The sequence below is a fragment of the Pedobacter sp. R20-19 genome (assembly GCF_000708265.2).
In the GTDB taxonomy this organism is placed as follows: Bacteria; Bacteroidota; Bacteroidia; order Sphingobacteriales; family Sphingobacteriaceae; genus Pedobacter.
Genome location: NZ_JCKI01000001.1, coordinates 391911 through 406977, shown reverse-complemented (window position 1 = coordinate 406977; position 15067 = coordinate 391911). Strand labels below are relative to the sequence as shown.

The 15067-nt window shown below is 35.5% G+C and carries 19 protein-coding genes; 16 read left to right on the top strand and 3 right to left on the bottom strand.

The annotated features are described in order from the left end of the window. Window positions 1-353: 353 nt before the first annotated feature. From efp (AN34_RS01805) to AN34_RS21545, 4 genes are all read left to right on the top strand, one after another. Entirely contained in the window at window positions 354-914 is a 561-nt protein-coding gene (efp, locus tag AN34_RS01805; protein ID WP_029281675.1) for an elongation factor P, read from the top strand. A 119-nt stretch (window positions 915-1033) separates the two neighbouring features. Next, window positions 1034-1594: an elongation factor P gene (gene efp, locus AN34_RS01800; protein ID WP_029281673.1), complete on the top strand. Its 561-nt coding sequence runs from the start codon at window positions 1034-1036 to the stop codon at window positions 1592-1594. A 116-nt stretch (window positions 1595-1710) separates the two neighbouring features. Then, window positions 1711-2271: a 5-formyltetrahydrofolate cyclo-ligase gene (locus AN34_RS01795; protein ID WP_029281671.1), complete on the top strand. Its 561-nt coding sequence runs from the start codon at window positions 1711-1713 to the stop codon at window positions 2269-2271. Between the two features lie 11 nt (window positions 2272-2282). After that, complete coding sequence (locus tag AN34_RS21545) at window positions 2283-2441, top strand: hypothetical protein (RefSeq protein WP_157263157.1); 159 nt, start codon at window positions 2283-2285, stop codon at window positions 2439-2441. 49 nt (window positions 2442-2490) lie between these two features. Here the strand turns inward: AN34_RS21545 and AN34_RS01790 are convergent, their stop codons facing one another. Next, entirely contained in the window at window positions 2491-3258 is a 768-nt protein-coding gene (locus AN34_RS01790) for an exodeoxyribonuclease III (protein ID WP_029281669.1), read from the bottom strand. 88 nt (window positions 3259-3346) lie between these two features. On the opposite strand from AN34_RS01790, the gene AN34_RS01785 reads away from it, so the two are divergent. Then, complete coding sequence (locus tag AN34_RS01785) at window positions 3347-3574, top strand: hypothetical protein (protein WP_029281667.1); 228 nt, start codon at window positions 3347-3349, stop codon at window positions 3572-3574. Beyond that, a complete protein-coding gene (locus tag AN34_RS01780; RefSeq protein WP_029281665.1) occupies window positions 3571-3861 on the top strand; it encodes a type II toxin-antitoxin system RelE/ParE family toxin in 291 nt (96 codons plus the stop codon). The genes AN34_RS01785 and AN34_RS01780 overlap by 4 nt, the downstream gene beginning before the upstream one ends. Window positions 3862-3865: 4 nt before the next feature. On the opposite strand, the gene AN34_RS01775 is transcribed toward AN34_RS01780, so the two are convergent. After that, window positions 3866-4558 carry a peptidylprolyl isomerase gene (locus tag AN34_RS01775; RefSeq protein WP_029281662.1) on the bottom strand — a complete coding sequence of 231 codons (693 nt, stop codon included), beginning with the start codon at window positions 4556-4558 and terminating at the stop codon, window positions 3866-3868. A gap of 94 nt (window positions 4559-4652) precedes the next feature. Between AN34_RS01775 and AN34_RS01770 the strand changes: the two genes are divergently transcribed. The 8 genes from AN34_RS01770 (at window position 4653) to AN34_RS01735 (ending at window position 10260) form a co-directional block, all read left to right on the top strand. Further along, window positions 4653-5057 carry a hypothetical protein gene (locus AN34_RS01770; RefSeq protein ID WP_029281660.1) on the top strand — a complete coding sequence of 135 codons (405 nt, stop codon included), beginning with the start codon at window positions 4653-4655 and terminating at the stop codon, window positions 5055-5057. An 85-nt stretch (window positions 5058-5142) separates the two neighbouring features. After that, complete coding sequence (locus AN34_RS01765; RefSeq protein WP_051666154.1) at window positions 5143-5679, top strand: heavy-metal-associated domain-containing protein; 537 nt, start codon at window positions 5143-5145, stop codon at window positions 5677-5679. After that, window positions 5680-6492 (top strand): hypothetical protein, encoded by an 813-nt coding sequence (locus AN34_RS01760; protein WP_029281656.1) that lies wholly within the window; start codon window positions 5680-5682, stop codon window positions 6490-6492. It begins immediately after the preceding gene. Window positions 6493-6563: 71 nt separating this feature from the next. Further along, complete coding sequence (locus AN34_RS01755; RefSeq protein ID WP_029281654.1) at window positions 6564-7067, top strand: DUF3347 domain-containing protein; 504 nt, start codon at window positions 6564-6566, stop codon at window positions 7065-7067. Then, complete coding sequence (locus AN34_RS01750; RefSeq protein ID WP_029281652.1) at window positions 7067-7627, top strand: AraC family transcriptional regulator; 561 nt, start codon at window positions 7067-7069, stop codon at window positions 7625-7627. The genes AN34_RS01755 and AN34_RS01750 overlap by 1 nt, the downstream gene beginning before the upstream one ends. A gap of 142 nt (window positions 7628-7769) precedes the next feature. Then, window positions 7770-8342: a YceI family protein gene (locus AN34_RS01745; RefSeq protein ID WP_029281650.1), complete on the top strand. Its 573-nt coding sequence runs from the start codon at window positions 7770-7772 to the stop codon at window positions 8340-8342. A 107-nt stretch (window positions 8343-8449) separates the two neighbouring features. Beyond that, window positions 8450-9274, top strand: a complete 825-nt coding sequence (ygiD, locus tag AN34_RS01740; RefSeq protein ID WP_029281648.1) for a 4,5-DOPA dioxygenase extradiol — start codon at window positions 8450-8452, stop codon at window positions 9272-9274. 266 nt (window positions 9275-9540) lie between these two features. Next, a complete protein-coding gene (locus tag AN34_RS01735) occupies window positions 9541-10260 on the top strand; it encodes a heavy-metal-associated domain-containing protein (RefSeq protein WP_029281646.1) in 720 nt (239 codons plus the stop codon). 149 nt (window positions 10261-10409) lie between these two features. On the opposite strand, the gene AN34_RS01730 is transcribed toward AN34_RS01735, so the two are convergent. After that, window positions 10410-10955: a YfiT family bacillithiol transferase gene (locus AN34_RS01730; RefSeq protein ID WP_029281643.1), complete on the bottom strand. Its 546-nt coding sequence runs from the start codon at window positions 10953-10955 to the stop codon at window positions 10410-10412. A gap of 113 nt (window positions 10956-11068) precedes the next feature. Between AN34_RS01730 and AN34_RS01725 the strand changes: the two genes are divergently transcribed. Together AN34_RS01725 and AN34_RS01720 are read left to right on the top strand one after the other, a co-directional pair. Then, on the top strand, window positions 11069-12253 hold the full coding sequence (locus AN34_RS01725; RefSeq protein WP_029281641.1) for a hypothetical protein: 1185 nt from the start codon (window positions 11069-11071) through the stop codon (window positions 12251-12253). Window positions 12254-12451: 198 nt separating this feature from the next. Further along, window positions 12452-14836 carry a prolyl oligopeptidase family serine peptidase gene (locus tag AN34_RS01720; protein ID WP_029281639.1) on the top strand — a complete coding sequence of 795 codons (2385 nt, stop codon included), beginning with the start codon at window positions 12452-12454 and terminating at the stop codon, window positions 14834-14836. Window positions 14837-15067: the final 231 nt, after the last annotated feature.

Genomic DNA, 15067 nt, shown 5'->3' with positions numbered 1-15067 from the left:
TATTTTGTAATTAATAAATAGTTAGTACCTTTGCACCACCAAAAAGAGAAACAAATCATTAACTATTCTCTTTCAGGAAATGATCATAATTTCTGTTTTACAGAATACAAATATAGCCATTAAAGGCAAAGAGTTTTTCATAGTTTAGTTTGAGGTTTAGGTTGATTATGCCTTTGGAGTGGTTCCCAAAGGCATTTCTTTTATATGATGATTTTTAACTTAAAAAAGCTAATGAAAGACTGTAATCTCAGCCTAATAAAAGAATGACAATTGAACCATTGAACCACTATTTTTGCTTTCTAAATCAGAAACCATTTTTTAACTTTGATGTTCTTAAAATATTTTAATATCAAATGGCTAAAGCATCAGAAGTAAAAAGCGGAAACGTTTTACGTTTTAACGGGGAGTTGGTTAGTGTAGAAGAATATATTCATCGTACGCCAGGAAATTTACGTGCGTTTTATCAGGCAAGAATGAGAAACGTTAAAACGGGTAAAATTGTTGAATATCGTTTCCGTACAGATGAAGAAGTAACCATTTGCCGTGTAGAAACAAACGACTATCAATATTTGTATGAAGATGGTGACTATCTGGTTGTGATGGATAATAACACATTCGAACAATACAATATTCCTAAGCTACTTTTTGGCAGTTCAATTAAGTTTTTAAAAGAGGGCATGAATGTTACCATCGCGTTTGAAAGTGATGAACCGATTGTAGCACAGCTTCCAAATAGCGTAGAGCTCGAAATTACCTATACCGAGCCAGCCGTAAAGGGTGATACTTCTACCAGTGCACAAAAATATGCAACACTAGAAACAGGAGCTGAAATCAGGGTACCTTTATTTATTAATCAGGGAGATAAAGTGAAAATTGATACCAAAAGTGGCGACTATATGGAACGGGTAAAATAGTTTTAATGTTACCCAACCCTAAGCCTTATCCCTTAAAGCTTTATAGGTTTTAAATAAAATAATTTTACCTTTGCGATCACAAAAAACTGAAATATAAATCCAATTAAGGATCAAACAATATGGCTAAAGCATCAGAAATTAAAAATGGTAACATCCTTCGTGTAAACGGTGAATTGGTTACTGTTGACGAATGGAATCACCGTACACCAGGTAAAGGTGGTGCATTTTACACCGGTAAATTTCGTAACATTAAATCAGGTAGAATTGTAGAGGCTCGTATGAATACAGATGAGGCTGTAGAAATTTGCCGTGTAGAAACCAGTGATTATCAATACCTATATGAAGATGGTGATTATTTGGTGGTAATGGATAATAATACCTATGAACAGTATAATGTAGAAAAATCTTTGTTTGGTTCAGCAATCAAATTTTTAAAAGAAGGTATGAGTGTAATCGTTTCAATGGAAAGTGATGAAGCGATTATGGGTCAGTTGCCAAATTTCGCCGAATTTGAAATTACCTATTCAGAACCAGCCGTAAAAGGTGATACTTCTACAAACGCGTTAAAAGCAGCAACACTTGAAAATGGTGTTGAAGTTAAAGTACCAATGTTTGTTAACCAAGGCGATAAAATTAAAATTGATACTCGCACTGGAGAATATGTTGAACGTGTAAAATAATATTTAATTAATAACGGAAAGCCTCTGAAGTAAATACTTCGGGGGCTTTTTTATTTGAACCTGTAGTGCTTTTAAAAACCTTACGGGTTTGGGTTATAATCTTTAACTTTGTTATTATGCTAAAAGCCGAAATCAGAAAAAAAGCTTTAAAAAATAGATTAGCAATTAGCGATAAAGAATATGAAACGCTAAGCGAAGGTTTACATAATCAATTTACTTCCCGCGATTTTAGCAACATTAAAACACTCCATATCTTTCTACCCATAATAGAAAAAAAAGAACCAAATACTTTTTCGTTAATTAAATGGATAACGGAGCACCATCCACAAATTAAAATCATTGTACCAAAAGCTGATTTTGAAACGGCTTTAATGACCAATCACGAATATTTAGGTGTACATGATTTACAAAAAAATCTTTATAATATTTTCGAACCGCAAAAGGGAACCATTTATAGTGGTGAAATAGACCTGGTTATAATTCCGCTTTTAGCTTTTGATAAAAATGGCTATCGTGTAGGTTATGGCAAAGGCTTTTATGATCGTTTTCTCGAAAATATAAATGCTCAAAAAATAGGCTTATCTTTGTTACCTGCAATTGATAAAATCGATGATGTAAATGAACATGACATCCGTTTAGATTTTTGCATTACACCAACTGATACAATCAAATTTTAAGCTGAATCATCATGCCACAGGAAATCGTGATCAAAACCGAAAAACAATACGAAGACAACATGATTGCGGTATTTGAACTGCAGGAAAAAGAAGAATTAACAGCAGATGATTTAAAGCAAATTGAACTGATGTTAAAAGCAGGCGAAAAGTACGAAGCAGATCATCTTTAAGTCTACACAAACTACCAATAATTACGCAATTAACCTTCTCTTACTACTTTCACTCTATTTCTAGCAAAACCGGACAATGATCAGAGTGAATGGCATCTGGTAAAATTCTTACATTACGTAATCTGCTTTCCATTGGTTTGGTTACGAGGTGATAATCAATTCGCCAACCCAGGTTTTTTCCTCTTGAACCAGCCCTATAACTCCACCAGGTGTAATGATGTGGGTCTTTATTAAAATAGCGAAAAGCATCAATAAAACCGTTATCTAAAAACAGCTGCATCCATTCGCGTTCCTCTGGTAAAAATCCTGAAGAATTGGCATTCGATTTTGGGTTATGAATATCAATCGCAGTATGGCAAATGTTGTAATCACCACTTACAATGAGATGGGATATTTCGTTTCGAAGGTTCTCAATATAACTATCGAAAAACTTCATGAAAGCGTACTTTTTAACCTGCCTTTCATCTCCGCTCGAACCTGAAGGCATATATAAACTCATTAATGAAAAATCGTCAAAATCAGCACGTAAAATTCTGCCTTCCTGATCAATCCATTCTTCTCCACAACCAAACACAACATGATTTGGTTTAATTTTAGTAAGAATGGCTACACCGCTGTAACCCTTTTTTTGTGCCGGAAACCAATAATGGTGATAGCCTAGCTGCTCCACTAAAGCAATAATTTCGGTAATTTGTTCGGGCAAAGCCTTTACTTCTTGTAAACAAACCATGTCTGCATTGCTGGCCTGCAACCAGCCGAAAAAATTTTTGGTGCTCGCCGCACGAATACCATTAACGTTATAAGAGATGATTTTCATTCACTAGATTCAATTGTCGTAGCCGTAAATTTATAAATTAATTAAGTAAATGCTTAGCAATTGAGATTCGCTTTCGTTAAATTTGTTTATGAGCATTGAAGAATTAAAAATTGAAATCGCTAAAAAAGTCTTCGAGATCAACGATGAAAATCTGCTCTCTGAATTAGATATCCTTTTAAACAGCAACGAAAAAGTTGTTTTAGAAGATTTGCCTAAGCATGTTCAAGAGGGAATTCAAAGAGGTTTAAAACAAGCAGAAGAAGGTAAGCTAACTCCACATGATGAGGTAATGAAATTATACAGTAAGTATTTATGAGTTTACCCGTTTTTTGGAGTGATGAGGCAAAAGAAACATTCGATGCACTTTTTTGGTTTATTTTAAATCAATTTGGAGAAAAATCAGCCAGAAAATTTTTAAAGCAAACGAATAAGGCTATATCTATCATAAAATTTCAGCCTGAAATTTTCGAAGCTATTTCTTCCAATCGATTTAGAAAAGGAAGGATTACAAACCAAACATCTATCTTCTACGAAATTCAAGACAATCAAATACATCTTTTATTTTTTTGGGATAATCGTCAAGAACCATTCATTCTTTACTAACCTTTTAGGGTAACCTCTTTTCCAGCCTCCTTGCCTCTCTTCTTTTCAAAACGGTAATCTCCATTTTTACGTCTTGTTTAGGCCGGTCGTTTTTATCTGTTTTCATCGTAGCAATTTTATCTACCAGCTCTAAACCCATTACAATTTCACCATAAACGGTGTAATTACGGTCTAAATGTGGTACACCCCCAACGGTTTTGTAAACCTGTCTTTGCCATTCAGGAATTTTGAATTTCAAGCGCTTTTCTTCTAAAGCATTTAACTGCTCATCTGTAAAAACTTTCCCCTGCACCAAATAAAACTGACTTCCGCTGGATGCCTTAGATGGATTAACAATATCTCCTTCTCGGGCTGCAGCCAATACGCCCTTTTTATGAAACAAACTATCTCTAAATTCTGCGGGAATAGTATACTTTGGTCCACCATCACCTAATAAGGAATCGGGTTTGGCATTTCTGGAATCAGGGTCACCCCCCTGAATCATAAAATCTTTAATTACTCTATGAAATAAGGTTCCATTATAATAATCCTTTTTTATAAGTTTTAAAAAATTATCCCGGTGCAATGGTGTTTCATTATAAAGTTTAATGATACATTCCCCAAACTCAGTTTTGATTCGGACGTATTGATTTTTGGGTTTTGCTGCAAAAGCAGAAAGCATTGAAAACGTGCAGATGAACAATAAAAATTTCTTCATTTGAGTGGTGTTTGAGGCTAAATTAAGTTAAAAAATGAAATTCAATAAATAATGGAGTTTATTATTCAGTTTTTTTTAACATATCTTTGTATTAATGAAGTTAAAACAAAAAATAGCACTTTCTTTGGCCGTATTCTATGCGGTTAGTGTTATGGGTTTGGCTTTAAGCTTGCATTTCTGCGGTGGTAAATTAGAGAACGTAAAACTGTTCAGCAATGAGATTTCTTGTAAATTCTGTAAGGATATCCCTGCTGAAAAGAAAAAAGATGATGGTTGCTGCAAAAACACACAGGTAACTGTAAAAGTTAAGGATAGTCATCAAACGGAGGCGCAAATACAAATGCCAAAATTATTTGCTATTCAACTATTTCTTCATCCACCAGTTTTAGAATTTTTATCTAACCTTACCCCAGCTTTTTTAAGCAAAATCAGCAACAAAGCACCCCCACTGTCCACCCGGGTAGCCTTGCATGTTTTCAATTGCATTTTTAGAAATTAGGATTAATCGTTAGTCTCTCAATGTTAGCAATAGCATTTCGAAAGGCTAAATGTGATATTTTCTTTAATTTCTAATTCAAAAAATCATGAAAACAATAAAATTATTTAGCATTATTATGCTTCTTTTTGCCGTTAAAGTTTCGGCTCAACAAATATCAACTGCAGATTTACAAGTTACTGGTTTAACCTGTTCTATGTGTTCAAATGCAACACAAAAATCACTTGAAACCTTAAGCTTTATCACATCCGTGAAGCCTGATTTAAACAAAAACATCTTTGTACTTACTTTTAAAAAAGGTGCTGACATTAGCCTGGATATGGTACGTAAAAAAGTGCAGGATGCTGGCTTTTCTGTAGGTGGTTTAACTGCAGATTTCACCTTTAACCAAGTTAAGATAGACGATAAAGGTCAGGCCATTGTAGACGGAAATGTTTATCGTTTCGTAAATGCAAAAAGCAAAACCCTAAATGGAACGGTAAAGGCATCAATTGTAGATAAGAATTTTATTTCTGGTTCTGCATTTAAAAAGCAAGCCAATGCAGTATCATCTGATGCTTATGCAAGTGGAACAGCTATTGTAAATGGAAAGAAAACGCGTGTTTATCACCTTATTCTTTCCTAAATGAGACGACTGATTATTATCGTGCTGGTTATCATCAGCACGATGCAATTTGCTTTTAGTCAGGAATTATATGTGTTCACAGAGCCTGCAAGTAATATGCCTACCAAATCTATTGGTGTTCGTTTAACCAACGAGGGTATGTTTAATAATCCAGGTTTTGTGAGTAGGACAATTCCAGAAGTAATGTTTGGTTTTAATAAAAACCTGATGGCACATGCGCAGGCTTTTCTTTCTGATATGGATGGAAAATATCGTTTAGAAGGCGGCAGTTTATATGCGAAGTACCGCTTTCTTTCTATTGATGAAGCACATAGTCATTTCAGGGCTGCAGCCTTCGGAAGAATCAGCACCAGTAAACGGCCAACCTACACCAGAGATATTAATTTAGAGGGCGATAACAGTGGTGCCCAGGGTGGTTTCGTGTTTACCCAGTTGTTACACAAATTAGCCCTATCTGCAACATTAGGTTATGCTCATGCTTTTAAAGATAACGAGAGACAAATTTTAGGAATGCCGAGACCAAATAATATGCTTTCATACAGTTTATCATCTGGCTATTTAGTTTTACCAATGGTTTATAAAAATTACAAAGAACCCAATTTTAATGTATATTTTGAAGTGCTAGGTAAAACTGATCCAGGTACAGGTCAAAGTTATCTGGATCTGGCTCCCGCCATTCAGGTAATTTTAAATAGTACAACCAGGATAGATTTCGGCTATCGCTTTCAGGCCGTTGGAAACATGACTGACCGTTATACCAAAAACATGTATCTGTTAAGGGCAGAGTTTAACTTTTTTAACGTTTTAAAATAAAATTCACAATGAATCTTGACGGTGTTTAGCACTTGCATAAAATTCATTATCACTACATAATATAAATCACAATGAAAAAAACTATAATCCTAATGGCCATCATTGCCATAGCAACAACTAAACTAACCTTTGCACAAAGCAAAACAGATGTAGCTTTTAACCAATTGCTAACAGCTTATTACGATTTAAAGAATGCTTTAGCAACAGATAAAAAAGACATGGCAACAGAAAAAGCCAAAGTTTTATCAGCTAAAGTTGATGCCATTCCGCATCAAAATTTACCTTCAGCGCAACATACCCTATGGATGGAACAAGCTAAAATGATCAAGGCAAAAGCGAGCGAGTTAGCGGTTGCAAAAGACATTAAAGCACAAAGAAAATCTTTTGAAAGCATCTCATCTGCAATGATCAAAACGATTAGAACAGTGAATTTTAATAATGCTACGGTTTACATACAGCATTGCCCAATGGCAAAAGCCAGTTGGTTAAACGAAAAAGAGAACATTGAGAATCCATATTATGGTAGTATGATGTTTGATTGTGGAGACATTTCTGAAACCATAAAATCCAAATAATGATTTTGCATATCAAAAATATGGTATGCGACCGTTGTAAAATGGTGGTTAAGGCTGAGCTTGAAAAGCTTGGCCTTAACCCTGTTTCGGTTGAATTAGGTAAAGTTGTATTGGCAGAAAACACCCCGGCAAGCGATGAACTTAAAATTGCGGAAAGTTTAAGCCATTTTGGCTTTGAATTATTGGTAGATAAAAAAACTCAACTTGCTGAACAGATCAAAACCTGCATCATTAATCTGATTCACTATTCAAAAGAGCCGCTTAAAATTAACTTGTCAACGCATTTGAGTGAGCAGATCCACATTGAATACCCCCAACTTAGTGTAATATTTTCTGAGGTTGAAAATCAAACTATAGAGAAATATTTTATCGCTCAGAAAATTGAGAAAGCTAAAGAAATGCTTACCTATGGCGAGTTAACATTAGGTGAAATTGCCTATCAATTAAATTATAGTAGTGTGGCTCATCTTTCTGCTCAATTTAAAAAAGTTACGTCATTAACGCCCACAGTATATAAAACCCTTACAACTGATCTGCGGAAGACATTGGATAAAATATAATTCCTACCTAATGAATTTGATTTGATGACATCTAAAACCTAAGTTATTACAGCAGAGCGAATTACAGGTAGTTTAATTTTTCTTATCATACATCAACACTATCGCTTAAGATGTAAGCATACATTTGTAAGAAAAACAAGACATGAAAAAATTATTCTTATTCTTAGTAGCGGCTTCTATTAGCATCTCTTCATTTGCACAAACCAGCTGGAAAATAGATCCAATGCACTCATTTGTTAACTTTTCCGTTAAACACATGGGCATTTCATTCGTTGATGGATCATTTAAGAAATTTGATGGTACAGTTACCGCGGCTAAACCAGATTTAACTGATGCTAAAATCTCTTTTACAGTTGATGTAAATAGTATTACCACTGGTGTTGATATGCGTGATGGCCATTTAAAAACAGATGACTTTTTTAATGCTGAGAAATTTCCAACAATGAAATTTGAAAGCACATCTTTCAAAAAATTAAGCGGTAACAATTATGAATTAAGCGGTAAATTAACCATTCGTGATGTAACCAAGGATGTAAAATTTGCGGTGGTATACGGCGGAACTGCAAAAGATCAGCAAGGGAATACCAAAGCTGGTTTTGGCGCTACCACCACAATCAACCGTTTAGATTATAACATTAAATATGATCCAACCGGTGCTGGTGTTGCTAAAGATGTAACCATTAAATTGAACTTAGAATTCGTTCAGGCAAAATAATAATTAGACCGTCATTTCAATTGAAGTCCAGAAAAATCGAGAAATCTTTCAATTAGTTTCAAAGATTTCTCCACTTCAGTCGAAATGACGTTTTAAAAATACGTGCTATGTCCACTTTATCTCAATTTAGAAATTTTACTCAACGCTTGCCTCAGACGGATCTTATGCCTACGATCTTTATCGGTCATGGGTCACCTATGAATGGCATTGAGCATAATGAATTTAGTGAGAGTTGGGCAGATCTGTCCAAAAAAATCCCAGTACCTAAAGCTGTTCTGGTTGTTTCGGCACACTGGTATACCCATGGAACTTTCGTTACAGCGATGGATTTCCCTTCAACCATTCATGATTTTGGTGGCTTTCCACAAGCGCTTTTTGACGTTCAATATCCGGCTCCCGGCGATACGAAACTGGCCAAAGAGATTTCTACCCTGATTCAATCAGTGTCTGTGGGTATGGATCACGACTGGGGATTAGACCACGGTACCTGGACTATTGTAAGGCACATGTATCCTGATGCAAATATTCCTGTTCTTCAGTTGAGTATTGACTATACCAAATCACCGGCAGATCATTATGAAATTGCGAAAGAGATTTATGCACTTCGAAAAAAAGGTGTTTTAGTTATCGGCAGCGGAAACATGGTACATAATCTCCGAATGATAAGCTGGGAAATGATTAATGGTGGCGGATACGATTGGGCAAATGAAATGAATGATAAGTTCAAAAATCTCATTGCAAATGGCGATCATCAGCCATTAATTAATTATCGTAATCTTGGGTCGGATGCGATGCTGGCTATTCCAACACCGGAACATTATCTACCATTGATCTACACTTTAGGCTTAAAAAACGATCGGGAAGAGATTTCTTTCTTTAATGACAAAGCAGTTGGCGGTTCGCTGACCATGACTTCTGTTTTAGTGGGGTAACAGGGTTTAGGGTTTAGGGTTTAGGGTTTAGGGTTTAGGGTAAACAAATAAACAGAAGACTGTTTTCGGTATAAATCAATTTCAATCTTAACCTTCTTAATGGTCAAAATCCAATAACCGTTAATGATGAAAAGAAACTTAAAATTTCCAACTCCAATCTACCATTCTTCTCCAGATAACCATAACCTAAAATTTTATAAAACTTTATGATTATTCTGTAACGGTTATCACCTGTACGATAGGTAAATTTGCATAAACATTTTATCATGACACATACCTATCAACTCACAGGCATGACCTGTAGTGGTTGCGAAAATAAAGTAAAAAATAACCTTTTAATTTTACCTGATGTTTCTTCGGTTGAAGTTTCTAAAGAGGCCAGCTCAGCAACAATTAGCATGGATAAACACATTAGTTTAGATGCTTTACAACAAGCTTTGGGCGGTCAGGAAAGTAAATATCAAATTTCTGATGCAACACCTAATGAAGTGGTTGAAGAAACGAAATCCTGGGCAGCGACCTACAAACCCATTTTATTAATTTTTGGCTATGTTACAGCTATTTCCTTGATCGTTTCATTACAGAATAGCCCGATAGATATTATGGTATTTATGCGGGTTTTCATGGCAGGCTTCTTCCTCACCTTTTCGTTTTTCAAAATGCTGAACCTAAAAGCTTTTGCTGAAAGTTATGCCATGTATGATATCGTAGCAAAAAAATTTAGTCCTTGGGGATACATTTATGCTTTTATTGAATTGGGATTAGGCTTAAGTTTCGCACTGAACTTATCCCCTGTTATTGTAAACTGGGTTACACTAATTGTAATGACTGTAAGTATTTTGGGTGTTTTAGAAAGCGTAATCAACAAGAAAAAGATTCAATGTGCCTGCCTTGGCGCTGTTTTTAATTTACCCATGAGTACGGTAACGATTGTTGAAGATGCCATAATGATAGGCATGAGCGCAATGATGTTGATATTGATGTAATTAAATATTAAATGATTATTTATTACTATTTCAGCTTTATTGCGCTTATGTACCTTACATCGTAAAATTACAAACTTGTTATACTCGAATTTTAAAGTGAAATAAGCTAACTACATTTGATTTAACCATGTAAGGCATATAAGATTATCTTATTGTATAGCTGTGTTCAAATTACCTTTCATCGTATGCTCAATATGAGCCAGGTGATGCTTTCCATGCCAGGCATACATCCCCAACATATTTGCCAGACTTAATTCTTTTCCTTGCGCAGGATGTATGTATTTTCTTTGATAATCATCTAGTTTTAAAGTCTTTAAAAAAGACACCAGCCGTTGATGTAATGCCGTTAATAAGGCGATTGACATGTTAATATCACCATTTTTTGCCTCTTCTGTTTCTGCCCACCTTTCCTCATAATAAGGCCTGATGATAGGCACATCTTCAGTAAGAGCCTGCTTGAAACGAATATATGCATTCATATGACTATCCGGAAGATGATGTACAACCTGTCGCAATGTCCAGCCGCCCGGACGATAACTTTGGTTCAATTCTTCTTCACTTAAATGTGCTGTGGCTAGTTTAATTTGAGCCGGAAGCGCTTCAATTTCTGCGATCCAGACATCTGTCTGGTATTTATCGAAAACTTCAGGCATGATAAATAGTCCAATCGGGTACTTTAGTTGTTCTAAATCCATAGCACCAAAATATGTTTTTTACGTTGCATTTTGCCATTTAATTAAAATGAATACGCTTGATCATAAAAAATTCATGCTTTTAAAGCATATTGCAATGAATTTAAAATCCACAGATGAAGAAGTTATTTTTTGTTTTCGCTTGTTTGATTCCTACACTCATTTTCGCACAAACTATTAAAACGGATGTATTAATATTAGGAAATGCTGATGCCGCCTATTCTTCAGGTCTACAGGTTTCACGCTCTGGCGCCAGTGTGGTCATTTTAACTCAAGGCAATCCTTTTAGTCTGGATAAAATTAAAGAGACGAAATCAGCAGAAGTCTATAAAATTTATGAAAATGTAAAGCTGAGGGGAATTGCATATATCAAAGATTTAGAAGAAAAATCAACCCAAACAAAAAAGAAAAATACAAGAAAAGATAAAGTAGACAGCATTAAATTGTTTAAAATTATTAATGACACACCTATTGTCGCTATTGAACGTTCTGGTAGTGGATGGGAGGCCAAAATCAGTAAAAGTAAAAGCATAAAAGCTAAAGTCCTGGTTGTGGCAGACAACAATGATCAGCTTCTTTCTAAATTAAATATTGCCAGTTTAAAACCAGTGCACCTGAGCGCTTTAAATTATACCGAAAACCTATATCGCACAACCATTTCCGGTATTACTGGTACTCCAAACTTTTTATCTTTATATCACTTGTTGATTCCTGATCAGGAAAATTTATTATACGTTAACTCCAATAGCATAGAGATTGGTCAGGCAGCCGGAGCTACCGCAGCCTATGCAGCCTTTTTTAAAACGAAAACCAGCTTATCTAACTTAAAAACGATTCAAGGAGAACTCTTAACCTATAAACTTCCTTTGATCCCTTTTCTCGATGTGAAAGTCACAGATTCGAACTGGCTTGCCATCCAGAAAATTGGGATCACCGGAATCTTAAAAGCAGAGATTAAAAATGAAAAGGCTTTCTTTAACCCGGAAAAGGAAGTTACTAATGAAGAAATTAAACAGCCGATAAAAGATTACTATTATAAAGCTCAAATCTGGTTCGACGACCACAAAGATGTGCCAGTTAATTTAGAAAATACCATCTTACTGGTTTCATATGTTGGCAATAAAGCTGTTGACGCCACCAAAATGGAACTGCAAAAAAAATGGAATAGCAGCTATAAATTTTCATCTAAATATGATTTGAAAAAAGTATTAAACCGAAGAGAATTTTCGGTAATTATTAATGAATATTTAAAACCTTTTGATCAGGTTAATGTGGATAAAATGGGAAGGGTAATCAGATAATTACCTTTGAAGAACTTTGCCGCAGATACGCAGATTATTTGTTTATGGACATTGAGCATTTAGCAAATTAATCTGGAGAATATACTACCAGCTAAATCAATGTAACCTAAATCTATGGTTAAATTTAGTTGTAACATTTCCATTTCCTTGATGAATTGGCTTATGCAATATCTAAATTGCAGCATCCAATCCAAATTCATGAAAAAATATTTATTTTTCCTTTTGCTCTGTACGGGCGAATATACTTTTGCACAACAAATTGCCCCCTTAACAGTCGAAAAAATTATGCGAGACCCTAAATGGATGGGAACTTCGCCAACTAATTTCCGCTGGACAGCCGATAGTAAAACACTTTACTTTAACTGGAACCCTGAAAATAAGGTTAAAGAAGAACTTTACAAAGTTACCACTTCATCTCCTAAACCTATTAAATCTGCCGATAAAGAAGATGAAAAACTGTTAAGTTTAAACTATGTTTATAATCAAAATCGCTCACTTGGTTTAGTGGAGAAAAGTGGAGACATTTACCTTCTACAAACTAAATCCAATAAAGAAACCCGCCTGACGAATACTTTAGAGCGTGAAAGTAATCCGATTTTCCTGGTTAATGGAAATGTTGTTTATCAATTAGGAGATAATCTTTTTGAAGTTGATTTAAAGTCTGCGGAAACCAAACAGCTCACTAATTTTGTTAAAGGTAAAAAAGCTGGAAAAGCAAAATCGCAGCCGGGAACGGAACAAGATCAATGGCTGAAAGCAGAACAAACAACATTGTTTGATATCATCAAAAAAAGAAATTCAGAAACAAAGGGTAGCAACCGCTCAGGCAGAGGTCGTTTTGGCTCTCCTCCTGCCGATACAAAATCATTAAAAGAATTATATACTGAAGATCAATTTCTGAATGAAGTCGTGATCAGCCCTGACGGCCGTTATGTTACTTACAAACTCACCACGCCTGCACAAAATAACCATAACACCATCATCCCTAATTACGTTACTGCATCAGGATATACTGAAGATATTCCAGGAAGAACGAAGGTTGGTGAAAATGAAAATGTATCTCGTGGTTTTATTTATGACAGGCAAAGAGATTCTGTATACGCGTTTCAGCCATCAACCATTCCAGGGATAAAGGATCTGCCTGATTATTTAAAAGATTATCCGAAAGCGCTTGATACCCTGAAAAAGAAAAATGTAGATCGGCCGGTTAATTTTTTTGGTCCGTTATGGAATGAAACCGGAACTTCAGGAATTGTTATCGCCACATCGCAAGATAACAAAGACCGCTGGATTTTAAAATTAGACGCTTCTACAGGTCAGTTTTCTTTAATTGATCGTCAGCGTGATGAGGCTTGGATTGGTGGACCTGGCATTAGCGGGTTTTATCAGGGAAACACAGGCTGGGTAGATAATAATCACTTCTATTACCAAAGTGAAGCAACAGGTTATTCACACCTTTATGTAACCAATGTTTCAACTGGTGAGAAAAAGCAGCTTACATCAGGCAAATGGGAGGTTCAGTCTGTACAGCTTTCTAAAGATAAAAAAACCTTTTATTTTAAAGCCAATAAGGAACATCCCGGCATTACAAATTTCTTTAAGATCAGCGTTAGTGGCGGTCAGCCTATTCAAATCACAATGATGAAAGGCTTAAATGAAATTATCCTTTCACCTGATGAAAAATATGTGGCCATCAATTATTCGTACATGAACAAACCTGGTGAGTTATATATTCAACCCAATCAAGTTGGTGCAAAAGCTACAAAAGTTACTGAATCTACATCAGCTGAATTTAAGTCTTACCCATGGCGTGAACCAGATCTGGTGAGTTTTAAAAACCGTTATGGTGCTGATGTTTATGCCAGGGTTTATAAATCTGAAAAGCCACATCCTAATCATCCTGCAGTAGTTTTTGTACATGGTGCTGGTTATTTGCAAAATGTTCACTTTGGCTGGAGCACGTACTTCCGGGAGTTTATGTTTAATAATTTACTGGCCGATAATGGTTACACCGTAATTGACATTGATTATACCGGAAGTTCTGGTTATGGTCGCGATCACCGCACCGGTATTTATCGCCACATGGGTGGTAAAGACTTAACTGATCAAGCTGATGGAGTAAAATTTCTGGTCGAGAAATATGGCGTAAATCCTAAACATGTAGGTTTATATGGTGGATCTTACGGCGGCTTTATTACTTTAATGGCAATGTTTAATGAAGCTGATGTTTTTACCAGCGGTGCTGCCTTACGTTCAGTTACCGATTGGGCACATTATAATCATGGATATACCTCAAACATTCTAAATGAACCATTCAATGATCCAATTGCCTATAAAAGAAGTTCGCCGATTTATTTTGCTGACAAATTAAAAGGAAATTTACTTATGGCACATGGAATGGTGGATGTGAATGTTCATTTCCAGGATATTGTTCGTTTAACACAACGTTTTATTGAACTTGGAAAAGACAATTGGGAGCTGGCAGTTTATCCGGTTGAAGACCATGGTTTTGTAGAGCCGAGCAGTTGGACGGATGAGTATAAGAGGATATTTAAACTGTATGAAAATACGTTGAAGAAGTAGATAAAAATCATTTCTATTAAAACCAGGAAGGGTTTTATTTGCAGCAACCCTGAATTTACTGTCATGCTGAGGTACGACGCATCTGCAACCGATGAAATAGATGCTTCGTACCTCAGCATGACAGCAAAGGAAAGAAATAGAACTCCACTATACTTCATACAAACAATATAGCTTTCATCTATATCGTTATCAATAAATACAATTAACTATTAGTAGTTCGGGGTTGATTGA